This window comes from Pantoea sp. B623, from assembly GCF_024814475.1.
Classification (GTDB): domain Bacteria; phylum Pseudomonadota; class Gammaproteobacteria; order Enterobacterales; family Enterobacteriaceae; genus Pantoea; species Pantoea ananatis.
On the sequence record NZ_JANUXM010000004.1, the window covers coordinates 499,244 to 524,020 of the forward strand.

General features: G+C 54.5%; 23 protein-coding genes and 1 pseudogene. 15 read left to right on the forward strand and 9 right to left on the reverse strand.

Annotated elements, in window-relative coordinates; genetic code table 11:
- The first annotated feature begins 68 nt into the window (after window positions 1-68).
- Genes icmH through NXS97_RS04190 form a run of 7 tightly spaced genes read left to right on the forward strand, consistent with a single transcriptional unit; the run spans window position 69 to window position 8,459 of the window.
- Window positions 69-1,286 carry a type IVB secretion system protein IcmH/DotU gene (gene icmH, locus NXS97_RS04160; RefSeq protein ID WP_014593565.1) on the forward strand — a complete coding sequence of 406 codons (1,218 nt, stop codon included), beginning with the start codon at window positions 69-71 and terminating at the stop codon, window positions 1,284-1,286.
- A complete protein-coding gene (tssM, locus tag NXS97_RS04165) occupies window positions 1,286-3,394 on the forward strand; it encodes a type VI secretion system membrane subunit TssM (RefSeq protein WP_014593564.1) in 2,109 nt (702 codons plus the stop codon). The genes icmH and tssM overlap by 1 nt, the downstream gene beginning before the upstream one ends.
- A gap of 13 nt (window positions 3,395-3,407) precedes the next feature.
- Window positions 3,408-4,106 carry a type VI secretion system-associated protein TagF gene (gene tagF / locus NXS97_RS04170; protein ID WP_014593563.1) on the forward strand — a complete coding sequence of 233 codons (699 nt, stop codon included), beginning with the start codon at window positions 3,408-3,410 and terminating at the stop codon, window positions 4,104-4,106.
- A 34-nt stretch (window positions 4,107-4,140) separates the two neighbouring features.
- Window positions 4,141-5,268, forward strand: a complete 1,128-nt coding sequence (tagH, locus tag NXS97_RS04175) for a type VI secretion system-associated FHA domain protein TagH (protein WP_013025535.1) — start codon at window positions 4,141-4,143, stop codon at window positions 5,266-5,268.
- On the forward strand, window positions 5,265-6,041 hold the full coding sequence (locus NXS97_RS04180) for a PP2C family serine/threonine-protein phosphatase (protein WP_013025534.1): 777 nt from the start codon (window positions 5,265-5,267) through the stop codon (window positions 6,039-6,041). Before tagH ends, NXS97_RS04180 begins: the two co-directional genes overlap by 4 nt.
- Window positions 6,042-6,054: 13 nt before the next feature.
- A complete protein-coding gene (locus tag NXS97_RS04185) occupies window positions 6,055-7,002 on the forward strand; it encodes a hypothetical protein (protein ID WP_116219692.1) in 948 nt (315 codons plus the stop codon).
- Between the two features lie 44 nt (window positions 7,003-7,046).
- A complete protein-coding gene (locus NXS97_RS04190; RefSeq protein WP_013025532.1) occupies window positions 7,047-8,459 on the forward strand; it encodes a serine/threonine-protein kinase in 1,413 nt (470 codons plus the stop codon).
- A 60-nt stretch (window positions 8,460-8,519) separates the two neighbouring features.
- Here NXS97_RS04190 and NXS97_RS04195 read toward each other — a convergent pair whose 3' ends face one another.
- Window positions 8,520-9,194 (reverse strand): gamma-glutamylcyclotransferase, encoded by a 675-nt coding sequence (locus tag NXS97_RS04195; protein ID WP_024472169.1) that lies wholly within the window; start codon window positions 9,192-9,194, stop codon window positions 8,520-8,522.
- Window positions 9,195-9,646: 452 nt separating this feature from the next.
- Entirely contained in the window at window positions 9,647-9,877 is a 231-nt protein-coding gene (gene chaB, locus NXS97_RS04200) for a putative cation transport regulator ChaB (RefSeq protein ID WP_014605995.1), read from the reverse strand.
- Between the two features lie 365 nt (window positions 9,878-10,242).
- Here chaB and chaA point away from each other — a divergent pair, with 365 nt between their 5' ends.
- Complete coding sequence (gene chaA, locus NXS97_RS04205; RefSeq protein WP_013025529.1) at window positions 10,243-11,334, forward strand: sodium-potassium/proton antiporter ChaA; 1,092 nt, start codon at window positions 10,243-10,245, stop codon at window positions 11,332-11,334.
- 66 nt (window positions 11,335-11,400) lie between these two features.
- Here the strand turns inward: chaA and kdsA are convergent, their stop codons facing one another.
- From kdsA to hemA, 6 genes are read right to left on the reverse strand one after another with little or no spacing between them, the layout of a single operon-like run.
- Window positions 11,401-12,255, reverse strand: coding sequence for a 3-deoxy-8-phosphooctulonate synthase (kdsA, locus tag NXS97_RS04210; RefSeq protein WP_013025528.1), 855 nt, complete (start codon window positions 12,253-12,255; stop codon window positions 11,401-11,403).
- A gap of 25 nt (window positions 12,256-12,280) precedes the next feature.
- Window positions 12,281-13,090, reverse strand: coding sequence for an invasion regulator SirB1 (gene sirB1 / locus NXS97_RS04215; protein ID WP_014593560.1), 810 nt, complete (start codon window positions 13,088-13,090; stop codon window positions 12,281-12,283).
- Window positions 13,087-13,485, reverse strand: a complete 399-nt coding sequence (locus NXS97_RS04220; RefSeq protein WP_013025526.1) for a SirB2 family protein — start codon at window positions 13,483-13,485, stop codon at window positions 13,087-13,089. Before NXS97_RS04220 ends, sirB1 begins: the two co-directional genes overlap by 4 nt.
- Window positions 13,486-13,526: 41 nt before the next feature.
- Window positions 13,527-14,369: a peptide chain release factor N(5)-glutamine methyltransferase gene (gene prmC / locus NXS97_RS04225; RefSeq protein WP_116219691.1), complete on the reverse strand. Its 843-nt coding sequence runs from the start codon at window positions 14,367-14,369 to the stop codon at window positions 13,527-13,529.
- A complete protein-coding gene (gene prfA, locus NXS97_RS04230; protein ID WP_013025524.1) occupies window positions 14,369-15,451 on the reverse strand; it encodes a peptide chain release factor 1 in 1,083 nt (360 codons plus the stop codon). The genes prmC and prfA overlap by 1 nt, the downstream gene beginning before the upstream one ends.
- 42 nt (window positions 15,452-15,493) lie before the next feature.
- The gene (gene hemA / locus NXS97_RS04235; protein ID WP_014605998.1) at window positions 15,494-16,750 is read right to left on the reverse strand and encodes a glutamyl-tRNA reductase; all 1,257 of its coding nucleotides are present in this window, start codon (window positions 16,748-16,750) and stop codon (window positions 15,494-15,496) included.
- Between the two features lie 217 nt (window positions 16,751-16,967).
- On the opposite strand from hemA, the gene lolB reads away from it, so the two are divergent.
- The 4 genes from lolB (at window position 16,968) to NXS97_RS04255 (ending at window position 20,904) form a co-directional block, all read left to right on the forward strand.
- Window positions 16,968-17,591 (forward strand): lipoprotein insertase outer membrane protein LolB, encoded by a 624-nt coding sequence (gene lolB, locus NXS97_RS04240; RefSeq protein WP_014605999.1) that lies wholly within the window; start codon window positions 16,968-16,970, stop codon window positions 17,589-17,591.
- Entirely contained in the window at window positions 17,588-18,445 is an 858-nt protein-coding gene (gene ispE, locus NXS97_RS04245) for a 4-(cytidine 5'-diphospho)-2-C-methyl-D-erythritol kinase (protein WP_013025521.1), read from the forward strand. Before lolB ends, ispE begins: the two co-directional genes overlap by 4 nt.
- A 136-nt stretch (window positions 18,446-18,581) precedes the next feature.
- The gene (gene prs / locus NXS97_RS04250; RefSeq protein WP_006118899.1) at window positions 18,582-19,529 is read left to right on the forward strand and encodes a ribose-phosphate diphosphokinase; all 948 of its coding nucleotides are present in this window, start codon (window positions 18,582-18,584) and stop codon (window positions 19,527-19,529) included.
- Window positions 19,530-19,749: 220 nt separating this feature from the next.
- The gene (locus NXS97_RS04255; RefSeq protein ID WP_105083107.1) at window positions 19,750-20,904 is read left to right on the forward strand and encodes a GGDEF domain-containing protein; all 1,155 of its coding nucleotides are present in this window, start codon (window positions 19,750-19,752) and stop codon (window positions 20,902-20,904) included.
- Here NXS97_RS04255 and ychH read toward each other — a convergent pair.
- Complete coding sequence (gene ychH / locus NXS97_RS04260; RefSeq protein ID WP_013025519.1) at window positions 20,896-21,174, reverse strand: stress-induced protein YchH; 279 nt, start codon at window positions 21,172-21,174, stop codon at window positions 20,896-20,898. The genes NXS97_RS04255 and ychH overlap by 9 nt on opposite strands.
- 260 nt (window positions 21,175-21,434) lie before the next feature.
- On the opposite strand from ychH, the gene pth reads away from it, so the two are divergent.
- The 3 genes and pseudogenes from pth to NXS97_RS04275 all read left to right on the forward strand — a co-directional run bounded on the left by pth (window position 21,435) and on the right by NXS97_RS04275 (window position 24,629).
- The gene (gene pth / locus NXS97_RS04265) at window positions 21,435-22,022 is read left to right on the forward strand and encodes an aminoacyl-tRNA hydrolase (RefSeq protein WP_014606001.1); all 588 of its coding nucleotides are present in this window, start codon (window positions 21,435-21,437) and stop codon (window positions 22,020-22,022) included.
- Window positions 22,023-22,128: 106 nt separating this feature from the next.
- Window positions 22,129-23,220, forward strand: coding sequence for a redox-regulated ATPase YchF (gene ychF, locus NXS97_RS04270; protein ID WP_013025517.1), 1,092 nt, complete (start codon window positions 22,129-22,131; stop codon window positions 23,218-23,220).
- Window positions 23,221-23,434: 214 nt separating this feature from the next.
- Window positions 23,435-24,629 (forward strand): annotated as a pseudogene (locus NXS97_RS04275) (tyrosine-type recombinase/integrase).
- The last annotated feature ends 148 nt before the right edge of the window (window positions 24,630-24,777 follow it).

Consider the following 24,777-nt stretch of genomic DNA (forward strand, 5'->3'; position numbering starts at 1 on the left):
AAATTAACTACCTGCCGTGCTGGTCACGTTGCCAGAAACGCTATCTGTCGCGGGAAGAACACACAGTAATGAGCGTGGAATCCTCACCGCGAGAGGTCACGACCTCGGGTACCGAAAATCTTTTGCTTAAAGCGGCCGCGCCACTGCTGAATGCGGTGGTGCAGATTCGTCAGGCCGCCACGCACGACGATCCTGCGGGTTTACGTCAGTCACTGATTGATGAAGTGCGCGTCTTTGAACAGCGCTGCAAGCAGGCGGGTTTGCCGTTTGAAATGATCATTGGCGCACGTTACTGCGTCTGCAGCGCGCTGGATGAGGCGGCCGCGCAAACGCCCTGGGGCACGCGCGGCGTCTGGTCCGGTAACGGCATGCTGGTCACCTTTCACAATGAAAGCTGGGGCGGTGAAAAATTCTTTCAGCTGCTGTCTCGCATCTCGCAAAGCCCTCAGCAACATCTCTGGCTGCTGGAAATCATCCATTACTGTCTGTTACTGGGTTATGAAGGTCGTTATCGGGGCAGTGAAAAAGGCCGGGCGCAGTGCGACAGCCTGCGGGCACGACTCAAGGCCCTGATTGATGAAACCCGCGCTCAGCAGAGTACCGATTCCGCCCCGCTGGTGCAGGTGCATCCGCTGGTCAGCACGCTCGCGCGGCCGATGGTGCCGCTCTGGGCCTGTGCGATGCTCGTCGCCCTGATCGGCTGTCTGATTTACAGCGGGCTGAACTGGCGACTGGGCAATGCGGCCGAACCGCTGCTGCGCAGCCTCTACAACATGCCGCTGCCGCAAATCACGGTAAATCGCCGCCCTTCCTCGCCGCAGGCCCTGCTGGATTTACGCCAGCGGCTCAATGACGTGATCGCCGCCGGTCAGCTGGAGGTCAGTGATGGCGCGTTTGGCAGCAAGGTGATTATTCCTGCTGACAAGCTGTTTGCCGAGCAGGGAACGGTCATCAACCCGGTTGGACGGGCCATCCTGGCGCGGGTTTCCAGCGCGATGAAAGATGTGAAGGGCACGATTCTGGTGTCGGTGTTTACCGACGACAAGCCCGTGGACGGCAGCCGCTTTGCCTCCAGCTACGAATTTTCCTTTGCCCGGGCGCGTTCCGTCAGCCAACTGCTGCAGGTGCAGCTCGCTGACACCCACGTTATCCGCTCTGAAGGACGCGGCGACAGCGATCCCCTGCTGCCGAACGACAGCAGCGAGAACCGAACCCGCAACCGCCGTGTTGAAATTACGCTGTTCGCCGCACCTGAAACACTGAGCACTCACCAAGGAACACACTGATGCGCGCTTCTTTTCGCTTATTTTTAACGCATCGACTGCTGTGGAGCTTTATCGGTGTAACAGCACTGAGTTGCCTGATGTGGATGCTGGGGCCGCTTATCACCTGGAATGAAACCCGTCCGCTTGAACCCGCCCTGCACCGCGAAATCGCCGTGAGCACGCTTTATCTGCTTTGGATCGTGCTTCAGTTAATCCCTGCGGTTTACCGTGCCTGGTATAACAGTCGTCTGCTGGATCGGCTGCAGGTGGTTGAAAGCGACGATCCCGCCGAGCGTCAGGCGACGGAAGCCCTGCTGAGTCAGCGTTTTAGCGAAGCGGCCATGCGCCTGAAACGCACCCATTTTGGCCGGCGTCAGGGCAGCCTGTGGGCACGCATCAACGCGAATTATCTCTACCAGCTTCCCTGGTACCTGATGATTGGCGCGCCGGGTGCCGGAAAAACCACCGCGTTGCTGAACGCCGGACTGAAGTTTCCCCTTACCGATACTTTTGGTAACGAGGCTGTGCGCGGCGTCGGCGGAACACGCAACTGCGACTGGTGGTTCACCGACAGTGCGGTATTGATCGACACAGCCGGACGTTATGCGTTACAGGAGAGTCAACGCGCCCGTGATGCCAGCGAGTGGCAGAGCTTTATTAATTTGCTGAAGCGCTATCGTGCCCGACAGCCGATCAATGGCGTTATCATGAGCATCAGCGTCGCAGATTTGCTGAGCGACTCGGCCGAGGCGCGTTTTGAGCAGGCTAATGCCCTGCGCGACCGCCTGAACGAACTGCATCAGCACACCGGTATTCACTTCCCCGTGTATATCATGGTGACCAAGACCGACCTGCTGAAAGGCTTTATGAGCTATCACGGCTCGCTGGATAAAGCCCGACGCGATGCCATCTGGGGATTCACCTTTCCCTGGGATGCCGGTAAGCCCAATAAGCAGGACTGGCATCCGCACTTTGACCTGCAGTTTACCCAGTTAGAGCAGAAGCTGCAGCTACAGCTGGCCGATCAGATGACCCACGAGCGCGATCTCAATGAGCGGGCAGAGTGTTTCCTGTTTCCTCAGGAGTTCTCGTCTCTGCGCCCGCTGCTCAGCGAATACCTGGACATTGTGTTTTCACCCCGCGCTGAAACCGTCGCCTGGAATCCGCGCGGGCTGTTCTTTACCAGCGGCACCCAGGAGGGCTTACCTTTCGACAGAGTAATGGGTGAGCTCAGCCGCAAACTGCAACTGCGCCAGGCCGGTTCCCATTCGATTGCAGCCTGGGACCGCGTGAACCGCAGCAGCCCGATTCCCGGAAATAAAGGCCAGAGCTTTTTTATTCGCGATCTGCTGAGCAATCTGGTGTTCAGGGAGAGTGGTCTGGCGGGCAGCAACCGTCGCTGGGAGTACCGCAATCAGCTGCTGCACTGGATTGGCTACGGCATGCTGGCCGGCGCGCTGGTGATCATGAGCGGCTTATGGCTGACGAGTTACTATCAGAACCAACACTATCTGCAGCAGGTTACGGCGCGATTGCCGGTTATCTCACAACAAAGTCAGCAGGTGATACATCAGCCCGCTGATAATATTTTTGATCTGCTACCCTTTCTGAATAACCTGGTGAAGTTACCCGTGTCCGACCAGTTTTCTCTCGATAATCCGCCGCTTACTATGCGAGCCGGTTTATATCGTGGAAACCAGGTCAGCGATGCAGCCTGGGCGCTTTATCAAAATGCGCTTAAGTCTTTATTGCTGCCCCGCGTGGCGCAACAGATCACCAACCTGCTGCGTAATGACCCGGGGGATGATAACGAGTACAGCCGAAATGCGCTGCGTGCTTATCAGATGCTGTATCAGCCGAGAAATTATGATGGGGAATTCCTCCGCGCCTGGCTGCTGCAGAATCTGCAGCATTCGTTACCGGAGAAGGTCAGCGCCCGGGATTTGCAGCAGCTGGACTGGCACCTGAGTCAGTTGCTCGATCAGCAAATTCAGTCGTCACCCTATGCTCGCGACAATGCGCTGATGATGCGCAAGCTGGCTGATAACTTAAATAATGCGGGTCGCGACAGTACCCTGCTGGCCACTGCGCCGCGCAAAGCTCAGCGCCTGACGACGCATAACCCATAATAGCGAGGTGAACATGCCTGTCTCTCTGGCCCCTGGCTGGTACGGTAAATTACCCTCCACGGGGGACTTTTTGCATCATCGGTTAACCGAGCAGCTGATTGCGCCCTGGAACCACTGGTTTCAGCAAGGTCTGGTGCACTGGCATCATCAGGATGATGCGGTGAGCGCCGACTTCCTGCGCGCCCCGGTCTGGAATTTTGTGTTACCGATCACCCCAATACGCAATCAGGTGCAAATGGGTTGCCTGCTGCCCTCCTGCGATCGGGTAGGCCGTGCCTGGCCACTGCTGGCGCTGCTGAGTTTCCCCCTGGCCCAGTGGCATCCGGCACAGTTAACGATTTCGGGCGACTGGTATCGGGATCTGGGCGCGACACTGTTGAACGCCGTGACGCAGCAGCAGAGTCCGGCACAGCTGGAACAGGCGATCCAGACCATGACGCCGCTGATGATCCCGGTACAGCAGCACTCCGATATCATGGATGTAATCGGTTTCCAGGATTTACCTTGCACCCTGAGCTGGCAGGACGTTGCTGAACGTTTCGACCCTCAGCAACATATTAGTTACTGGTGGAGCAATCGCAGTGACGGTTTCGTTCATGCCACGCACAAGCATAGCGGCAACCTCACCCCCGAACTGTTCTCATTACTGTTTAATCCGGCGGCAGGTGCACAGCCGGGTCGCAATGGCCTCTATCCACCGATGTTTGAGTGAGGCGTTGCTACTGTCCTCACTGACGGGATAACTCATGCAATTTACCATCGTTCAATGCACGTCTGATGTTCCGGTGAAAACCGTCACCTTTCATCCTCCCGGCGGCACGATTGGCCGCAGCCAGGATAACGACCTGGTGCTACCGGATGAAGCCCGTTCTATTTCCCGCCTGCAGGCGCTGGTGCACCTGTCAGGCGAAGGCGAATGCCGTCTGACCAATCAGGGCAGCGTCACGCCTGTTGAACATAACGGTGTGGCGCTGAAGCGTGGCGTGCAGGTGCGCCTGAAGCACGGCGACGCCCTGCGCATTGGTGACTACGCCATCGACGTGCGCGATCCGGCAGTTCACGGCGTAAACAGCGATCCCCTGGCGTTTTTTACCGACGCTGCGACGCGAACGAATCCGCTGGATATTCCCGACCATGCCGACGTAGAGGAAGTGGTGGAAGAGCCTGTAGTGAAGCGGCCGGAACGGCGCGGCGACGCGAGGCTGGCCATTGATCCCCAGACCAGCGAAACTTTTCACGTACCCTTCGCCGCTGGAGTGGAGCAGGACAAACTGGTGGCGGCCCTGCTCGACGGCATGGGCCTTAATAACGGCCATAATACGGCTATCAGCGAAGAGCAAATGCGCACCACGGGCAGAATGTTGAGCCTGTTCTCGCAGGGGACGGTTGCCCTGCTGTCATCACGTTCCATTCTGAAACGTGGCGTGAAAGCCGAAATGACGATGATCCTGAACGAGGCAAATAATCCGTTCAAAATCCTGCCTTCAGGCAAAACGGTTCTGATGCAGATGTACCAGAGCCAGATGCCCGGTTTTATGCAGCCCGAGCAGGCCGTGCGCGATGCGCTGGTCGATCTGCAGGCGCACCAGCTGGGCATGATTGCCGGGATCCGCGCGATTATCGCCGCGATGCTGCAGTCGTTTAATCCTCAGGGACTGGAGGAGCAGGCGCGCGCTGACGGTGCCGTATCCAAAACCCCGTTCTCGTCCTTTAAGAAAGCCGCCCTGTGGGACTATTTTACTCGTCGCTACCAGCGCACCGCCGGCGAGATCGAAGACGATTTTCATACGCTCTTTGGGGAAGCCTTCCTGCATGCCTACGACATGGAGGTCAATCAGTATAAAGACTCCCAGACGCGCACGGACGACGCATGAATATTGCCTTTGCCAGTCATTGTCAGCAGGGGCTGCGCGATGAGAATCAGGATCGAACCGGTGTGATACTGGATGCGCGCAAAGCCTGCTTTGTCGTGTGTGACGGCGTGGCTGGCCTGCCCGGCGGCGATCAGGCCGCACAGCTGGTATGCGATGTGCTGATTGAACAATTGCAGGATTGCGAGCAGGTTACCCCCGCCGTGACGCATCAGGCGGTGGAAAAGTGCCGTTCAATACTTGAAATGGCCCAGGGTAATAATCCGAATTTTTCCACCATGTGCACCACGCTTGCGGGCCTGTTTATCGACCGCACCCGACAGCGCGCATGGTGGGCGCACGCAGGTGACAGCAGGGTTTACCACTTTCGTCACGGGGTGCTGAATGAGGTGACCCGCGACCACAGCCTGGCGCAAAAGTTGAGCGATGCGGGCTATGAAAATACCGGAATTAACAGTAATTTACTCTATAATGCGCTCGGCATAGAACCCGCTCATCCTGTGACCTTCGCTGACGAAATTTTGCTGGAAGATGGGGATGCGTTTTTAGTCTGTAGCGACGGTTTCTGGCTGAATCTGACCACCACGGAAATGGAACAGGCTTTGCGCATGGTCAATGACTGTGATGAGTGGCTGACGTTAATGGCGCAGGCGGTGAGCCGCGACGTAAAGAAAGACAACCTTAGCGCCCTGGCGGTGTGGATCGGTGAGCCGCAGGATGCCACCCTGCTCTACACGCTGGCTGACTCAGCACGTTTTCTGCCCTCAGGCTATTGATTAAAGGAACTCTATGAAATTGTGGTTGCCCGCTATAGCCACGTTGTTTATGGCCTTTGCTGCGCAGGCGGAAAATTATCGTGTGGTGTATTCACCCAGTCTTGAACTGGAAGTGTACATTGACAATGTTGCGGGCAAAACGCCTGATGACTGGTGCCAGGAAACGCTACCGATCCGTATCGTATCGGGCAAAGACCAGGATTCAGCGATTTTAAAATCCTTTCTGCCGCGCGTGGGCACGCTATTAGCCAACCAGTGTAACGAGCTGGACGTCTTGCCCTGGCAGATGATGGACGGTGAGGGCAAGGTGCTGGCGACCGGCAGCGCCAGCAAGCTGCAGAACTGGCGAATGATCGTGAATACCGATGCAGCCGCCCCGGCACCACGGGCCAGCGCAGCCAGTCCGTCGCGTCCGGCAGACAACACGCCGCTGCAGCATTTCGCTTTACCGAACGGCTGCCGTTTCCGCACCGCGTGGGACGAGCGTGGACTGTCGATATTTGTGCCCGACAAAGGTAAACAGCAGTGCTCATCGGAGGGCTGGCTGGAAGGCAAAAGTGAAATAACCCTGAGCGGTGGCGCGCAGTCACAGACGGTTGCGGTCAGTTTTTACCAGGGTTATCCCCTTGCCAACCTGACGCTCACCGACCAACGCCTGCAAATTGTGGATGTGAATAAACAGCGTATGATTCTGGCCCGATCCGATGCGCCAGACAGCTGGGTTGTATTGCCCTTTGATGAACAGCAGCATCTGTGGCGCTTTGACGGAACCTTATTGATCAAAGCCGATCAGGCGACGACACAGCAGGATACTACCGCGCTGGCCTCGCGCATCAGCACCCTGCGCAGCCGCTGGGCAACCAGTTTTACGTCGTCGCAAAAAGTGAATGTGTTACTTGTCGATGCCTTGCGCGCGGATCGGGTCGATCCTGGCGCAGGTGCATGGCGTAACATCAATTAATTACCGCGTAGCCTGACAAGCAGGCCCCGTTCAGAGAGTCTATTATGTCGGCTAATGACAGTCAGAAAACAATACCGAATGCCTTACCTGACGGATATCGTTTTAACGAGTTCGAAATTAAAGAGGTGATTGGCGGCGGCGGTTTCGGCATTGTCTATCGCGCATGGGATCATCAACTTGAACGCACCATTGCGATCAAAGAGTACATGCCTGTGTCGCTGGCGGTCAGAACACAAGACTTATCGCTGGAGCTGCGCGGTGAACGCTTTCAAAAGCTGTTTAACGCCGGTCTGAACAGTTTTATTCAGGAAGCCCGACTGCTGGCGCGCTTTAACCATCCCGGCCTGCTGCACGTTCTGCGTTTCTGGGAACAGAACGGCACCGCCTATATGGGAACGCTCTACTACAACGGCATGACGTTGAAAGAGTGGCAGATCACCAGCCATGAGGCGATTTCAGAAGCCTGGATTCGCCGCCTGCTGCCGCCGCTGTTAGGGGCGATTAACACCATTCATCAGGCTGGCTATCTGCATCGCGATATCTCGCTGGACAACATCCAGATTCAGGAAAATCAGCTGCCGGTCCTGCTCGACTTTGGCTCCGCCCGTAAAGAAATTGGCAACCTGTCCGACGAAACCGAAATCATGCTCAAGCCGGGGTTTGCACCGATTGAGCAGTACAGCGAAGAAGGTGAAAGCGAACAAGGGCCGTGGACGGATATTTATGCCCTGGGCGCCGTATTACATACGCTGATTACAGGTGCCCCGCCGCCGGTCAGCGTGGTGCGCTGCATTGAAGATAACTACCTGCCGCTGGTCACGCGCAAACCGGCAGGTTACTCGCTGCCGCTGCTGCACGCGATTGACTGCGCGCTGATGATGAAGCCCCACGATCGCCCGCAGAATATCGATGAGTTTGCCGCGTTAATTGATTTGCCGGTTAGCGACGTTGAGGCGGTGGTGAACAGCCTGCAACAGCGTAACGACGAGCAGAATAACAGCGAGGCCGCCTCAGCCGATACCGCGCCACCGGTCGTGTTAGCAATGAATCATGGTGCCACGGCGGCAGAACCCGTGACCGGACGTAACGTCCGTCGTCTGTCTCCAGGATTAGTGGCACTGGCCGCTGTGGCGCTGATTGCGGTTGCGGTGGTGGTCTGGATTGAGAATTCGCGCGCGCCTGCGGCGTCCCTCGTCAATAAGGGCCCGTCATCATCGGGCGCCGTAACGGGCACGGTGCCTGCCGGGCTGGCGATGGTTTACCTTAAGCTCACCAACGACGAGCAGGTGGTACTGAACGGCCAGCCCGTTGCAGTACGTGCCAGCAGCAACGGTTTTGCGGTGCTAAACCTGGCCGCCGGGCAGTACCGCATTGACGTACGCGCCGGTAACAGGCTGCGCAGTCAGTCACTGGTGATCGATAAACCCGGCACCTGGCTGATTAATCCCACCAATTAGTGCGCGGCAATACAGGATAAGGGCAGCCTGGCTACCCGTTTTGCTCAAGGATTTACTGTCTCAGGCCTGTTTCAGCCAGTCTTGTTGCAACGCACGTACCTGGTGCGCCAGACGGATCAGGTCTTCCTCCTCCATCCCGCGCCGGGTCAGCTCGGCTTCCAGCGAGAACAAATACTGGGCATTCGACCCCAACGGCCCGGTAGCCGCGGCAATCAATGGCGCAACGGCCTGCGGACAGGTGTCATCCTCATACAGCGGGTGACGCGGATCCATAATAAACACCAGCGCGGTCACGCGGCGGCCGTCTTCCAGTGAAAGTTCACACCAGGTCGGCAGGTAGCAGCCGGTAATCATTTCTCGCTTCCACAGCAGCGCCAGCTCGTCGTGCAGGCGCGCTTCCGGCAGACGAAAGGCCAGCCCTTGGGTCATTCCGCCCTCTTTCAGCGCCAGCATGCGGCCCGGATGTGCAGCCGTGCCGCGTCCTGCGGTGAGGCGTAAACAGAATGCCCGATGCCAGCCGTCCAGTGACGCCGATGCCACCTCGTCTGCCTCAAATACCGGGTTCCACATCAGCGAACCGTAGCCGAAGATCCATACCGGGCTGTGATCGGGCCGACACGCCAGGGTTGCTGCCAGCGATGCTGCACGCTGTTCACAACTCCACAGGAGTGTTTCCTCGATATCACCAAATGACGTTTTACAATCTGCTTTTAATAAGAATTCCCGGGTTAGCAATGCGACCTCCTCAACGTTCACCACATCCTATGCAAGTGGCTCCTCTGCTCTGTGACGTTCAACATTCACTGGTTCACGCTCTGTTCATTTAACTGACATTAATTATTAACACAATGAGTTGCAAGCAAGAGTCGGAGTAGAAAGTAAAAATCTACTTATATTGCGGTATTAAAAGAAAGGTTAATTACATACCAAAATCTTATTTTAAAAAAATGCTAAGATGTAACAGCTCGTTATCGCGGATTATGGACACGATAATAACGGCTTTTTATTAATAACAAATACGAAACAACTGCGACAGGTCGTTAATATCAGATTGGGCGCATGAGGGACAACGGCGGAGGCTGCCGCGCCCGCGTTGGCAGGCGACATCATTATTGGGGCAGGCGTTGAAGCAGAAACACAGCATCCCGTTCGGGGCGGGATGGGTGAGCGCGTCGGCTGAGCGGATGTTATTTTTTAGGATGCCATTTATCATCATCCCCTTTTTGATATTCATGCTTTACCGCTGCCCAGGCCACCTTATGTGCAACCTCTTCACGGGATTCATCCCCACGGCGATCGTCAGGGTCTTTGTACTCTGTCCATGCGTGGTTAAAAGCCTGCTGGTAGATGTCCTGCGCGTGGGCAGGCAGAACACGTTTAACAGGCTCCGGAAGATCGCTTCGCTTATCGTAGGGCATAGCCACTCCTCAGTTAACAGGGGAATGAATAAGCCTGGCGCAGATGGCCATAAATGCAAACCGGGTTTTATTGTGCCTTCCGCGATTTTTCTCTTCAATGGCAGGTTAATGCCCCCCTTTCACTACCTTTTATGGGGCTAAATGCCAGGATAACCCTGGTAATTGCATCTTCTTCCGCCTGATTTCACAGAGGAAACGTGCGATAAGCGAAAGTTATTCGCCCTTCAAACAAAAAAAGCCTGAAAGTAAAAAGCGGTAAATTTTCACATTCATTGTGATTGAAAAGTTAAACTGCGTAACCTATAAGTTTCAATGTAATGATGGGTAAATGAATTACCCCTTTTATTCAGCAGAGAGGATGGTGAATGCCTTCACATGAAAAAACACGTCACAAAGAGTTTTCACTAATACTTCCCCTTATTGCCCTGGGCATACTCTATTTTTTTAGCGCACAAACCTCACTGCCTGTTGTGGTCGGTATTAACTTACTGGCGCTGTTGGCGATCCTCAGCAGCGCCTTCAGCGTCGTGCGCCATGCGGACGTTCTGGCTCACCGTCTGGGTGAACCCTATGGCTCGCTGATTCTCAGTCTTTCTGTGGTGATCCTCGAGGTCAGCCTGATTTCGGCGCTGATGGCCACCGGCGATGCGGCACCGGCGCTGATGCGCGATACGCTTTATTCCATCATCATGATTGTGACCGGCGGTCTGGTGGGCTTCGCGCTGTTGCTGGGTGGAAATAAATTTGCCACTCAGTATGTGAATCTTGCTGGGGTAAAACAGTATCTGATTGCCATTTTCCCGTTGGCGATTCTGGTTCTGGTGTTTCCGAATGCTCTGCCGGGTGGAAACTTCACTACGGCGCAGGCGCTGCTGATCGCTGCGATTTCTGCCGCAATGTATGGCGTTTTCTTGTTGATTCAGACTAAAACGCACCAGAGCCTGTTTATCTACGAGCACGAAGATGAAAGCGATGATGGCGATCCCCATCACGGTAAGCCTTCTGCCCACAGCAGCGTCTGGCACGCTATCTGGCTGATTATCCATCTGATTGCGGTCATTGCCGTAACCAAGATGAATGCCAACCCGCTGGAGCATTTGCTGAGCGAGATGAACGCACCTAAGCAGTTCACCGGTTTCCTGGTAGCCTTATTGATTCTTTCGCCGGAAGGGCTGGGCGCGATAAGGGCTGTATTGATGAATCAGGTTCAGCGCGCCATGAACCTGTTCTTTGGCTCGGTGCTGGCGACCATTTCACTGACGGTGCCCGCCGTCTCCATCATCGCCACCCTGACCGGACAGGAACTGATCTTTGGCCTGGAGCCGCCGCAGATGGTGATTATGATTGCGTCACTGATTCTGTGCCAGATCAGCTTCTCAACCGGCAGGACCAACGTACTGAATGGCGCGGCCCATCTGGCACTGTTTATTGGTTACCTGATGACGATAATGCTGTAATCCGCTGATCCAAGACAAAAAAAAAGAGCGACTATTCGCTCTTTTTTCTTATCGGCAGCCGCTGGCTTAGTTGCTGGTATCCAGCGCCGGGAAGCTTTTGACCAAATCATCAATCGCTTTCATCTGCACCAGGAAAGGCTCCAGCTTGTCCAGTGGCAACGCCGACGGGCCATCGCACTTAGCACTGTTGGGTTCCGGATGCGCTTCGATAAACAGACCCGCAATGCCCACGGCCATACCGGCACGGGCCAGCTCTGCCACCTGAGCACGGCGCCCGCCCGAGGCGGCACCAAAAGGATCGCGGGTTTGCAGCGCGTGCGTCACGTCGAAAATGACCGGAGAGTTATTGGTCACCTTCTTCATCACGTTGAAACCCAGCATATCCACAACCAGGTTATCGTAGCCGAAGTTACTGCCGCGATCGCAGAGAATGACTTTGTCATTTCCGCCTTCGGCAAACTTATCCACGATATTGCCCATCTGGCCGGGGCTGACAAACTGCGGCTTCTTGACGTTAATCACTGCGCCGGTTTTTGCCATCGCTTCGACCAGATCGGTCTGACGCGCCAGGAAAGCCGGCAGCTGAATCACATCCACGACGTCGGCAACCGGCTGGGCCTGGGATGCTTCGTGAACGTCGGTAATGATTTTCACGCCAAACGCCTGCTTCAGCGCCTGAAAAATCTTCATGCCTTCTTCCAGGCCGGGACCACGGTAAGAGTGAATTGAGGAACGGTTGGCTTTGTCAAAAGACGCTTTGAACACGTAAGGAATGCCGAGTTTGTCGGTCACTTTTACATAGTGCTCGCAGATGCGCATGGCGAGATCGTAAGATTCCAGCACGTTCATGCCGCCGAAGAGAACAAATGGCAGATCGTTTGCGACCTTGATATCACCGATACTGACGACTTTCTGTGTCATGCCCTTTCCTTATCTGGGGTGACGCTTAATGCAGCGTCACGCGTTTTTGTTCGATTGCGTGAATCTGAACTTTGATCATCTCGCTGACCGGGTCTTCAGGACACTGTTCAACGAAGTAGGTTAAGTCATTTAACGCGATATGTTCGCACTCAAGCTGAGCGTAAATTAAACCACGATCGCGAATTTCATAGGGATCGTCCGGATCAATTCGCAGAAGTACCTGACTGACGTTCAGGGCCAGCTCCATCTGCTTCTCTTCCATCAGGGCCGCTTTCAGCGTATCCAGCATCTTGCGCATGACGCTCTCGGTTTTGGCTTCGTCCAGATCGTCATCATACAGACGCGCCAGCGGACTGATATTGCCCTTCAGCCACACTTCCAGCGTGTGCGTGTCCAGGGTTTCCCCGTTAAAGGGATTAATCAGCCACTTGTCGCCGTCGAGCCAGTCGGCGCGCAGAATCAGCTGCGTCGGGAAAATCACCGGCATCAGGGGTAATTCCAGTTCAGCCGCGATATGCAGCAGGATCACGCCCAGCGATACCGCCGTGCCCTGACGGGTTTTCAACACTTTATCCAGCCAGAGCGCATCTGACAGGTTATAGACGCCGCTGGCACCGCCAAATTTCCACTGCTTGTAAAACAGCTCCAGCAGCTTTTCGAGCTTTAAATCGGCATCCTGTTCATGACTGACGTAGTCACGGGCTTCAGCCACTAACGCAGCTAACTGTTCTTCAACCGACAACGCCGGGAAATCAGTGCGGATGGCCATCGTGGCACCAATCACTGCCTCACACAGCGGTGTCTCACTGTAATCGAGTTGTTCGGTGGAGCTCATACTATCCCCAGTAACGGCATTTTACTCAGTGCCAGCTTAATGATCGTCACCAGCGCAATCAATGCCACGATAAAGGCGATCCAGCGGGTGCGGTCAGAACGTGGGCGGCGGCTTAACGCAACCGACCCAAGGGCAATATAGATAATAACGCCTAACAGCTTCTCAGTCAGCCAGCTTCCCTGAGGCGAAAACGGATAGAAATGGGTGATCATCACCAGCGATGCACCGCTCAGCAGCAACAGCGTGTCATTGACATGAGGCAGGATGCGTACCCAGCGGCGTTGCAGCATCGCAGAGCCTGTGCGCTGCCAGTAAAATCGCAGCAAAAACAGCAAAATAGTTACTGCCACGGTCAGCAGGTGCAGATTCTTGATTAGCGGATAGTAAGCAAACATCGTTCATCCATGTTGTTCTTGAGTATTCTTCAATAGCGCGCTCAGGCCGGGTGCGGGGCTGCCTGCCCAAACGTGACCCGGGGGTTACCGCCATAATCATTCGCCGTCGCCACCGACAGGTAATGATGCTGCTGCATCAAGTGGCGCACGGCTTCGTCCTGCTGCCAGCCATGCTCCAGCAGCAGCCAGCCGCCTGGCTGTAACCAGTTTATCGCCTGCTCGATCAGCAGCCGTAAATCCGCCAGGCCCGCCTCTTCCGCCACCAGCGCACTGCGTGGCTCAAAACGCACATCGCCCTCGTTAAGGTGGCGATCGTTTGCGTCGATATAGGGCGGATTACTAACAATCAGGTCGAATCTGGCTGGCGTAATCTGCGCAAACCAGTGGCTTTGTATGAAGGTGGCGTTAGGTATGGCCAGATGCGCGGCGTTGCGCTTAGCTAGCGCGACCGCGGCAGGAATGCGATCGACACCGATGACGTCGCAATCCGGACGTTCGCTGGCAATCGCCAGGGCTATCGCCCCGCTTCCGGTGCCCATATCCAGGACGCGTGCGGGTGACTCAGGCAGATGCGCCAGCGCCTGCTCCACCAGTATTTCGGTGTCAGGACGGGGGATCAGCGTCGCGTCGTTCACCTGCAGCGGCAGCGACCAGAACTCCCGCTCGCCGATCAGATGCGCAACAGGTTCGCCCCGGGCGCGACGCGCCAGCAGCACATCTAACTGTTGCAGTTGCGCTTCCGTCAGGAGAGTTTCATCAAACGCCACCAGCCAGCTGCGGGATTTGCCGGTCACAAACCCCAGCAAAATCTCTGCGTCTCGTTTCGGACTGTCGCCCCCACACAAGGTGGCGACCGCCTGTTTAAGCCAGTGACGGATATCCATCAATCCTGACCGGCCAGCGCGGCCAGTTGGTCAGCCTGATATTCCTGCACAATAGGTTCAATCAGACTGTCCAGCTTGCCTTCCATGGTTTCATCCAGACGGTAGATCGTCAGGTTGATACGATGGTCGGTGACGCGGCCCTGCGGGAAGTTATAGGTCCGAATACGGTCAGAACGGTCGCCGCTGCCCAGCAGGTTGCGGCGCGTACTGGCCTCAGCTTCGTGGCGTTTTGCCATTTCGGCCGCATGGATACGCGCGCCCAGTACGGACAGGGCTTTGGCTTTGTTTTTGTGCTGAGAACGTTCGTCCTGGCACTCCACCACAATACCGGTTGGCAGGTGGGTAATACGAATCGCAGAGTCGGTGGTGTTAACGTGCTGACCACCGGCCCCTGAGGAGCGGAACGTATCAATTTTCAAATCAGACGGGTTGATCTCCGGCAGCTCGGCCTCCGGCAGTTCCGGCATCACCGCCACCGTACAGGCGGAAGTGTGGATGCGTCCCTGGGATTCGGTTTCTGGCACACGCTGAACGCGATGGCCGCCTGATTCGAATTTAAAGCGGCCGTAGGCGCCTTCACCCATCACGCGGGCGATCACTTCTTTGTAGCCGCCATGTTCGCCCTCGTTGGCGCTGACGATTTCAACGCGCCAGCGACGTGACTCGGCGTAACGGCTGTACATCCGGAACAGATCGCCAGCAAAAATTGCCGCTTCGTCGCCGCCGGTGCCGGCCCGCACTTCCACAAAGCAGTCGCGCTCATCGTCTGGATCTTTCGGCAGCAGTAACAGCTGCAGCTGTTGCTCCAGGGACTCACTTTTTTCCCGTGCTTCCAGAAGCTCTTCCTGCGCCATATCGCGCATCTCAGGATCGTCGAGCAACATTTTTGCGGTTTCGATATCGTCCTGGTTCTGCTGCCAGTCGCGGAAGCAGCGCGTGACATCGGTCAACTGAGCATATTCACGCGACAAAGCACGAAAGCGGTCCTGATCGGCAATCACGCCGGCATCGCCCAGCATCGCTTCCACTTCTTCGTGGCGCTCCTGCAGCGCTTCCAGTTTAGCAACAATAGAGGTTTTCATTTAACTGTGGGATTCCCGTAACAGATGACGACAGCAGTGTGCCTAATCGAGACCCAGGCTGTCGCGTAAAATCTGCAGGCGTTCGCTATCGCCGTCGCGGGCGGCCTGCTGAAGAGATTTGGTTGGAGCATGAATCAAACGGTTGGTCAGCTTATGGGCCAGTTCCTGCATGACTTTCTGCGGATCTGCCCCCTGCTGCAGCGCCTGGAGCGCACGGCCTTCCAGCTCAGCGCGAATATCGTCTGCCTGCGAGCGGTACTCACGAATGGAGTTGACCGCGCCTTGCGAACGCAGCCAGGCCATAAAATCGCTGCATTCCTGCACCACAATGCTTTCGGCCTGCACCGCAGCGGCTTTGCGCTGGGCAAGGTTTTGCTCAATGATGGCCTGCAGATCGTCAACGCTGTAAAGATAGGCGTTGGCTAATTTGCCCACTTCCGGCTCCACATCGCGGGGGACCGCAATATCCACCAGCAGCATCGGCTGATTACGACGCGCTTTTAACGCGCGCTCCATCATGCCTTTACCGATGATCGGCAGCGGGCTGGAGGTGGAGGTAATCACGATGTCGGCATCGGCCAGACGGGAATCAATATCGGCCAGGCTAATCACTTCCGCACCGACTTCGTTAGCCAGCAGTTCCGCACGTTCACGGGTACGGTTCGCAATGATCAGCTTTTTCACCTGATGTTCGCTGAGATGACGGGCCACCAGTTCGATGGTTTCTCCCGCGCCCACCAGCAGCACGTTCACCGTGGACAGCGACTCAAAGATTTGACGAGCCAGCGTACAGGCGGCAAAGGCCACGGAAACAGCATTGGCGCCAATATCGGTTTCGGTACGAACGCGTTTGGCCACCGAGAAGGTTTTCTGGAACATGCGTTCCAGCTCGCTGCTCAGCGCATGACCACGCTGAGAGTCGGCAAAGGCTTTTTTGACCTGCCCCAGAATCTGGGGTTCACCCAACACCAACGAGTCCAGCCCGCTGGCCACGCGCATCAGGTGGCTAACCGCCTCGTTATCCTGATGCCAGTAGAGGCTGTTGCGCACGTCCGCTTCATCAAGCTGATGGTATTCACACAGCCAGCGCACCAGACGTTCCTGAAGATCGACCTGTTGCTCTACACTGAGGTACAGCTCGGTTCGGTTACAGGTAGAGAGCACGACGCCGCTCTGCACCATAGGCTGGGATAACAGGCTGTTTAAGGCCTGCTCCAGCGACTCCGGCCCGAACGCAACGCGTTCGCGCAGAGCAATGGGTGCAGTTTTGTGATTGATTCCGAGTGCGAGCAGCGTCATAGCGTTTTAGGTTGGGTTATCCCAATAAATGTCAGGGTTTTGTGAAGCGCATTCTACAAGATGCAGCAGATCAAGAAAAGCCATACAAAGGCTATGACTGTAATAAGATTAAGCCGATCATAGCGTTTTTGCCGTATAAGAGCATTGACGGTTAAAACGCGGATGGTTAGCGTTACCTGTTATCAATTAAAAATGTGTCCGAGGAGATGACCACTTGATGCTGACTTCTACACGCAACCTGTTGCGCCTTTTACCCCTTGCCAGTGTTCTGCTGGCTGCCTGTAGCATCAATAAACCACAAGGTCCTGGCCCAAGCGTCACCGCGCCACAGTGGCAACAGCATCAGCAAGCCGTCAGCCACGTTACCCAGTATCAGACGCGCGGCGCGTTCGCCTATCTGTCGGATAAACAAAAAGTCTATGCCCGCTTTAACTGGCAGCAGACCGCGGCCGACCGCTATCGCCTGCTGTTAACCAACCCGTTAGGCAGCACCGAGCTTCAGCTGGATGCTCAGGGTTCAGTGGTGCAGATTGTGGACAACAAAGGCAAACGTTATGTCAGCAACGATGCGCAGAAGATGATCTCGCAGCTGACCGGCATGGATATCCCGCTGACCAACCTGCGCCAGTGGATGATGGGCCTGCCGGGCGATGCGACCGATTACCAGCTCAACGATCAGTACCAGCTAAGCAGCCTGACCTACAAGCATGACGGCCAGACCTGGCAGGTGACCATTGCTGACTATGACAACAAGGTCAATCCACCGCTTCCGGCCAGCCTGGAGTTAAAAGAAGGCGATCAGCGTATTAAATTACGTATGGATAACTGGACGCTGAAATGATGACCACCTGGCCTGCTCCGGCAAAACTGAATCTGTTTTTGTACATCACCGGTCGTCGGCCTGATGGTTACCATAATCTGCAAACCCTGTTTCAGTTTCTTGATTATGGCGACAGCCTGACAATCACGCCCGACACGAGCGATGAGATCAGGCTGTTAACGCCGGTGCCTGGCGTGCCGGATGCGCAAAACCTGATTGTCCGGGCGGCAGAGAGCCTCAAGTCGGCGGCGCGTGAAAACGGCAGCCTGCCTGCCAGGGCTGGTGCGCGCATTGCCATTGAAAAGCGTTTGCCCATGGGCGGCGGGCTGGGCGGCGGCTCGTCGAATGCCGCCACCGTGCTGGTTGCGCTAAACCACCTGTGGCAGACCGGCTTTTCCCCTGAGGCGCTGGCGGAGCTGGGCGTGAAACTGGGCGCCGACGTCCCGGTTTTTGTTAAAGGCTATGCCGCCTTTGCCGAAGGCGTCGGTGAGGTGCTTTCTCCAGCATCGCCTGCAGAAAAATGGTATCTTGTTGCCCATCCAGGCGTCAGCGTGGCCACGCCGGTGGTCTTCAACGATCCGGCGCTTACCCGTGACACGCCCGTGCGCAGTTTATCAGCACTTTTACAGGCTCCGTTCGTCAACGATTGCGAATCAGTAGTAAGAAAACGTTTTCGTGAGGTTGATGAGCTTGTTTCATGGCTGCTAGAATACGCGCCGTCGCGCCTGACGGGGACAGGTGCTTGTGTGTTTGCTGAATTTGACACCGAGCATGCTGCTCGCCAGGTGCTGGAACTTGCCCCACCATGGGTGCGCGGTTTTGTAGCTCGAGGCCTTAACGTCTCGCCGTTACAGCGTACTCTGCAAGGCGATTAGCGATAGCGTGACTGTGTCACCCTGTTCCAGACACAGCACGTTTCGCACTCACATACCCGTGTGAACGTTCACGACAGTATTCGCCGGTTACTGTCATGACGTTCATTCTCTGGACGCAAAGCCTGAGGTTCTTCTCGTGCCTGATATGAAGCTTTTTGCTGGTAACGCCACCCCGGAACTAGCACAACGTATTGCCAACCGCCTTTACACCAGCCTGGGAGACGCCGCCGTTGGCCGTTTCAGTGATGGCGAAGTAAGCGTACAGATTAATGAAAATGTACGCGGTGGTGATATTTTCATCATCCAGTCCACCTGTGCTCCCACCAATGATAATTTGATGGAACTGGTCGTGATGGTCGACGCGCTGCGTCGTGCTTCAGCTGGTCGTATTACCGCTGTTATCCCCTACTTTGGTTATGCCCGCCAGGACCGCCGCGTGCGCTCCGCCCGCGTGCCTATTACGGCTAAAGTAGTGGCTGACTTCCTTTCCAGCGTCGGTGTTGACCGTGTTCTGACGGTTGACCTGCACGCCGAGCAGATCCAGGGCTTCTTTGACGTCCCGGTTGATAACGTATTCGGCAGCCCGATTCTGCTGGAAGATATGTTACAAATCGGTCTGGAAAACCCGATTGTTGTGTCTCCGGACATTGGCGGCGTAGTGCGCGCTCGTGCCATTGCCAAACTGCTGAACGACACCGATATGGCAATCATCGATAAACGTCGCCCGCGTGCGAACGTTTCTCAGGTCATGCATATCATTGGTGACGTTGCGGGCCGTGACTGTGTGCTGGTCGACGACATGATCGACACCGGCGGCACACTGTGCAAAGCCGCAGAAGCGTTAAAAGAGCGCGGTGCCAAGCGCGTGTTCGCTTACGCTACGCACCCTATCTTCTCTGGCAATGCGGTGGAAAACCTGCGTAAATCTGTTATCGATCAGGTTATCGTCTGTGACACCATTCCGTTATCAGAAGAGATGAAGTCGCTGCCAAACGTCCGTACCCTGACGCTGTCAGGTATGCTGGCCGAAGCGATTCGCCGCATCAGTAACGAAGAGTCCATTTCGGCAATGTTCGAACATTAATCTTCGCAGGCCGGGCATTATGCCCGGCCTTTTCTTTTGTCTCCTGTTTATTCCCTCCGACAAAGCTGCTTGGTTTTCAGAAATTTTCATTATGAGTGACCTCAGTTATTGTCACGATCACTACGAAAAACTCTTTCGCTGAAATTATGTTATCTGGCCTTTTGCCTTTTTGAGTTGAGTGGTAATTTGCCCGCACTTTTTATTGCGATCGCCGCCCACTATGAACCTCGACGTCTTTACGTTATTTATTTGCGAACTCTACGTACTGGGGTTTATGAGCCTGATTATGATCTTTGCCTGGGTCGGATCTCACTATGACCGCATTCTGGGCTATGTCTGTGTCGCCATCGTGCTCACGCTTGTTGCCTTTTTTCTCAGCAGCTTGCGCAGCAAGGGCGATCAGTTCTTGCCGGTGGCCGTAAGCAACGTATTAGTGATGCTGGCCTACGGGGGGTTATTTAGCGCTTTTCGCACATTCTGTGGTAAATCCCCAGGCATGACCGGCTTAGCAGGGGCGGCACTGTGGTCTCTGCTCTGCCTGTTTCCGACCTTTTATTACAGCTTATCACTGCGTGTTTTGGTGCTCTGCCTGCTTTGCATCGCCTATACCGCCGCACTCATTTATCTGCTCTGGCTGGCACGCCGTGATATGAATACCACCTTTTGGCCCGCACAATTATTGCTCTGGACTCACCTGCTTTTTCACGTCGCCCGGTTATTTCTGGATAACACCCGTCCTGTTGGCATACAGGGGGCGATCAGCGGTTCTGACTTTTCGATCTACGTGATTCTGGAATCCATGCTTTTCGTGATTGGCTTCACCGTCACCATATTAGCTATGGTGAATGAACGCACCCGTAATGCACTTAAGGACGCCTCGCTTCATGACCCGCTAACCAATATCTGGAATCGTCGTGCACTGTTTTCCGGGGCGGACGCTATGATCCGGTTTTGCCTGAAGCAAAACAAAGCGCTGACGGTGGTGTTATTCGACCTTGATCATTTTAAAGGGATCAATGACCGCTACGGGCACCAGCAAGGGGATCGGGTGTTAATTGATTTTTGTAACAGGGTCTCGGGAACGCTGCCACAGGATGGCCGCTTTGCAAGACTGGGCGGTGAGGAGTTTGCAGCACTGCTGCCGCTCCGCTTTGAGCAAGCCCGAGTGTGGTGCGAACAGGTACGCCAGACCGTTCAGCATTCGCGTCCCGGCCAGATCGCCTATTCAGTCAGTATCGGTTTTGCGACTGCAGATAACGGCGAAATAGATTTTGGTCAACTGATGGCTCTGGCGGATAAAGCACTCTATCGCGCCAAAGCCAAGGGCAGAAATCGGACAGAACCTTACCTGGTTATGTCAGAAAATCTAATGTGACGAATGATGGGTGCGGCGACAGCGTTTATCGCCATAATGGCGCACCCAGTAATAGCGATCTTCTACTTTTTCACGACCGCTAATACAGGCGCCTACCAGCCATAACAGTGCGCCAAAGAAAATGCCGAACATCGCGCCCTGAGCCAGCATCTGTGGTAAATCAAGCGAAGGCAGCTGGTTGATAATCGAAAAACCGATGCCGAGAAGCATGGTCACGAGTCCAATTCCCATCAAGGCATTACCTGCCATGCGTGAGTGATGACGTTTCATCTTTCACCTCCTTTATGCGCGGTCGGATGAGCGCACACAATGTTAAACTGATAGTAGTGTAGGCAATGCCTTCAGGCTAATTTGTGCACTAACTCACATAAAGGCCAGATGATTTGTGACCAATACGTTATTCCAGTTTATTGATTTAGATGAAAAATAATTAATCACTGACACTAATAATTTCCCCTGCGCGGTCTTTGTGATCCGCGTCGCGGCACAGTAAACTATCGCCCTTGAGTTATTACAGCAGGATATTCCTTGTGAGCAGCATAAAACTGATTGTGGGCCTGGCGAATCCCGGCGCGGAATATGCCGCCACGCGCCACAATGCGGGTGCCTGGTATCTGGACTTGCTGGCTGAGCGTCACAATCAGTCGTTGAAAGAAGAAGCCAAATTTTATGGCTATACGGCACGACTGGCTTTAGCCGGTGAAGACGTGCGCTTGCTGGTGCCGACCACGTTTATGAACCTCAGCGGCAAAGCCGTGGCAGCCATGGCGACCTTCTATCGCATCGCGCCGGAAGAGATCCTGGTGGCCCATGATGAACTGGACCTTCCCCCTGGCATCGCCAAATTTAAACAAGGCGGCGGACATGGCGGGCATAACGGCCTGAAAGACATTATCAGCAAGCTCGGCAACAACAATAACTTTCACCGCCTGCGGATTGGCATCGGCCATCCCGGCGATCGCAATAAGGTCACCGGCTTTGTTTTGGGCAAGCCCCCAGCCAGCGAGCAAAAACTGATTGATGATGCCATTGATGAGGCGGCGCGCTGCACCGAACTGTGGCTAAAGGAAGACCGCATCAAGGCGATGAACCGCCTGCATGCCTTTAAGCCTGTCTAATCGCCCAGATTGTCGCGAATCTGTGTATAATGCGCGAAAATTATCTTACGTTTCCGGCGGAGCCTGCTAATGGCTCTGCCCATACAGCTATAAAGGGTACTAAACCATGGGATTCAAATGCGGTATCGTGGGCCTGCCAAATGTCGGTAAATCCACTCTTTTTAACGCGCTGACTAAAGCGGGTATTGAAGCGGCTAACTTCCCCTTCTGCACGATTGAACCCAACACTGGCGTCGTCCCTATGCCAGACCTGCGTCTGGATCAGCTGTCTGAGATCGTTAAGCCGCAGCGCGTAGTGCCCACCACCATGGAATTCGTTGATATCGCCGGCCTGGTGAAAGGCGCCTCCAAAGGTGAAGGCCTGGGCAACCAGTTCCTGACCAACATCCGTGAGACCGAAGCGATTGGTCACGTTGTGCGCTGCTTCGAGAACGACAATATCATTCACGTGAATAACAAAGTCGATCCGGCTGATGATATTGAAACCATCAACACCGAGCTGGCGCTGGCGGATCTGGACACCTGCGAACGTGCTCTGCAGCGCGTACAGAAGAAAGCCAAAGGTGGCGATAAAGACGCTAAAGCAGAACAGGCCGCACTGGAAAAATGCCTGCCGCATTTAGAAAATGCGGGCATGCTGCGCGCGCTGGATCTGACGGAAGAAGACAAGGCCGCCCTGCGTTACCTGAGTTTCCTGACGCTGAAGCCCACCATGTACATCGCCAACGTCAACGAAGACGGTTTTGAGAACAACCCCTACCTGGATAAAGTGCGCGAAATCGCGGCCAAAGAAGGTTCTGTTGTGGTGCCCGTCTGCGCCGCCGTTGAGTCCGACATCGCCGAGCTGGAAGATGAAGATCGTGATGAGTTTATGGCCGAGTTGGGCATTGAAGAGCCCGGCCTGAACCGCGTGATCCGCGCCGGTTACTCCCTGCTGAACCTGCAAACCTATTTCACCGCTGGCGTGAAAGAAGTTCGTGCATGGACTATCCCTGTCGGTGCCACCGCGCCACAGGCAGCCGGTAAAATCCATACCGACTTCGAGAAAGGCTTTATCCGCGCGCAAACTATCGCGTTTGAAGACTTTATTGCCTATAAGGGCGAGCAAGGCGCGAAAGAAGCAGGCAAGATGCGTTCAGAAGGCAAAGAGTACATTGTTAAAGATGGCGATGTGATGAATTTCTTGTTTAACGTCTAAATAAAATGTGGTGTCTTATGAGGTTTTAATGAATCTCACGACACTCACAAAAACCAATTAAATCCACGCACTTGCGTGGATTTTTCATTTTATAACGTCTCAAATAATTTCGTAGAAGCGCTGTCAAAAATGAGTACATGGATGAGTACAACATTCTTCCATCTTCATTTTAAGTGAGTACAGAAACGGTGTAATAAATAAACAAGGCCCTGTTATGCTCACTGATACGCAATGCCGCACTGCCAGTGCCGAAAGAAAAACTCTATCGACTTAATGATTTCAACGATCTCTACCTCGAAGTGAAAACCAACGGCAAAAAGGCATGACGCTATCGGTTTAAACTAAACGGTAAATTAAACATGTTTGCGTTGAGTGAGTATCCGGCGATAAAGCTCGCCGAAGCTCGCGAGAAATGCGAGGAAGCGCGTAAGCAAGTCTCGGTTGGCGTTAGCCCGATACAGGCTCGTTAGTGAGATAAGATCCGCAAGGTCAATGACGCTTCTGACACCTTTGAGCTGATCGCCAAAGAGTGGTTGCAGATGAAAGACTGGGCCGAAATTACCAAAATACGACGACTGGATATGCTTGAACGTGCGGTTTTCCCTGCAATCGGTAAGCTCCCAGTCAGTGAGATCACTCCACATCACATCCTTATAATTTTTTAAGAAACTGCTAAACGCGGCGCTCCGACTGTTGCTGCTGAAGCCCGACGTACCATTTCATCGGTTTTCGAGTTGGCAGTAGCAACGCTTAGAGCTGAAAGCGATCCTGTATGGTCTGTACGCAAGGCGCTTCCGGAGAATAAGATACAGCACAAACAGGCACTGAATCCACAGCAAATCGGGAAGCTATTAAGCTGTTTTGATAACAGTCGCAGCTCATATCAAGTTAACTATTGCATGTGGCTAATGTGGTGGACGCTGGCGCGGCCAGCCGAAGTCACAGAGGCAGAATGGGCAGAATTAGATCTTGGTAACGCACTGTGGACAATTCCGGCAACGCGCATGAAAGCCCGCAGGGAACATGTTATTCCCCTACCCTCCCAGGCCGTCAACATGCTCAAAACACTACAAGGATTAACCGGGCATCGGCAGCATCTTTTTTCGGGCAGGGATAATCCGCTAGGTCCAATGACTTCGCACTCGCTGCGCCAACTACTTAAAAGCCTGAGCTGGAGCGGAACGTATAGCCCGGATGCCACCAGAACTTCAGGAAGTACGCGTTTAAACGAGATGGGCTATCGGCCTGATGCTATTGAGGCCCAACTTGCCCATGCTGATACTAACAATGTTCGTCGCACATACAACCATGCAACTTATCTTGATGAGCGAAAGGTTATGATGCAAGACTGGGCAGATAAACTTGAAGGATGGGTAGGAAGCACACACAGCAATATTGATGTTTCATAAACGCTGATGCATTGGTATGTTAATGCTGATTATTAACGATTATTTTCCACAAGATAATAAAAACTACATTTTAACCCACACTTTCGTAACCATCTGATTTTACGAGTATTGTTTACTATACTCATCCAGCGTTATAATCCCTCTGTTT

What these genes read in the sequence shown, in the direction of transcription:
- sirB1 (WP_014593560.1), bottom strand. Translation starts at nt 13,090, where the DNA reads ATGAGCTCCACCGAACAACTCGATTACAGTGAGACACCGCTGTGTGAG.
- NXS97_RS04180 (WP_013025534.1), top strand. Translation starts at nt 5,265, where the DNA reads ATGAATATTGCCTTTGCCAGTCATTGTCAGCAGGGGCTGCGCGATGAG.
- tagF (WP_014593563.1), top strand. Translation starts at nt 3,408, where the DNA reads ATGCCTGTCTCTCTGGCCCCTGGCTGGTACGGTAAATTACCCTCCACG.
- NXS97_RS04255 (WP_105083107.1), top strand. Translation starts at nt 19,750, where the DNA reads ATGAACCTCGACGTCTTTACGTTATTTATTTGCGAACTCTACGTACTG.
- icmH (WP_014593565.1), top strand. Translation starts at nt 69, where the DNA reads ATGAGCGTGGAATCCTCACCGCGAGAGGTCACGACCTCGGGTACCGAA.
- ychH (WP_013025519.1), bottom strand. Translation starts at nt 21,174, where the DNA reads ATGAAACGTCATCACTCACGCATGGCAGGTAATGCCTTGATGGGAATT.
- NXS97_RS04220 (WP_013025526.1), bottom strand. Translation starts at nt 13,485, where the DNA reads ATGTTTGCTTACTATCCGCTAATCAAGAATCTGCACCTGCTGACCGTG.
- ispE (WP_013025521.1), top strand. Translation starts at nt 17,588, where the DNA reads ATGATGACCACCTGGCCTGCTCCGGCAAAACTGAATCTGTTTTTGTAC.
- lolB (WP_014605999.1), top strand. Translation starts at nt 16,968, where the DNA reads ATGCTGACTTCTACACGCAACCTGTTGCGCCTTTTACCCCTTGCCAGT.
- tssM (WP_014593564.1), top strand. Translation starts at nt 1,286, where the DNA reads ATGCGCGCTTCTTTTCGCTTATTTTTAACGCATCGACTGCTGTGGAGC.
- NXS97_RS04190 (WP_013025532.1), top strand. Translation starts at nt 7,047, where the DNA reads ATGTCGGCTAATGACAGTCAGAAAACAATACCGAATGCCTTACCTGAC.
- prfA (WP_013025524.1), bottom strand. Translation starts at nt 15,451, where the DNA reads ATGAAAACCTCTATTGTTGCTAAACTGGAAGCGCTGCAGGAGCGCCAC.
- chaB (WP_014605995.1), bottom strand. Translation starts at nt 9,877, where the DNA reads ATGCCCTACGATAAGCGAAGCGATCTTCCGGAGCCTGTTAAACGTGTT.
- kdsA (WP_013025528.1), bottom strand. Translation starts at nt 12,255, where the DNA reads ATGACACAGAAAGTCGTCAGTATCGGTGATATCAAGGTCGCAAACGAT.
- prmC (WP_116219691.1), bottom strand. Translation starts at nt 14,369, where the DNA reads ATGGATATCCGTCACTGGCTTAAACAGGCGGTCGCCACCTTGTGTGGG.
- tagH (WP_013025535.1), top strand. Translation starts at nt 4,141, where the DNA reads ATGCAATTTACCATCGTTCAATGCACGTCTGATGTTCCGGTGAAAACC.
- chaA (WP_013025529.1), top strand. Translation starts at nt 10,243, where the DNA reads ATGCCTTCACATGAAAAAACACGTCACAAAGAGTTTTCACTAATACTT.
- NXS97_RS04185 (WP_116219692.1), top strand. Translation starts at nt 6,055, where the DNA reads ATGAAATTGTGGTTGCCCGCTATAGCCACGTTGTTTATGGCCTTTGCT.
- ychF (WP_013025517.1), top strand. Translation starts at nt 22,129, where the DNA reads ATGGGATTCAAATGCGGTATCGTGGGCCTGCCAAATGTCGGTAAATCC.
- hemA (WP_014605998.1), bottom strand. Translation starts at nt 16,750, where the DNA reads ATGACGCTGCTCGCACTCGGAATCAATCACAAAACTGCACCCATTGCT.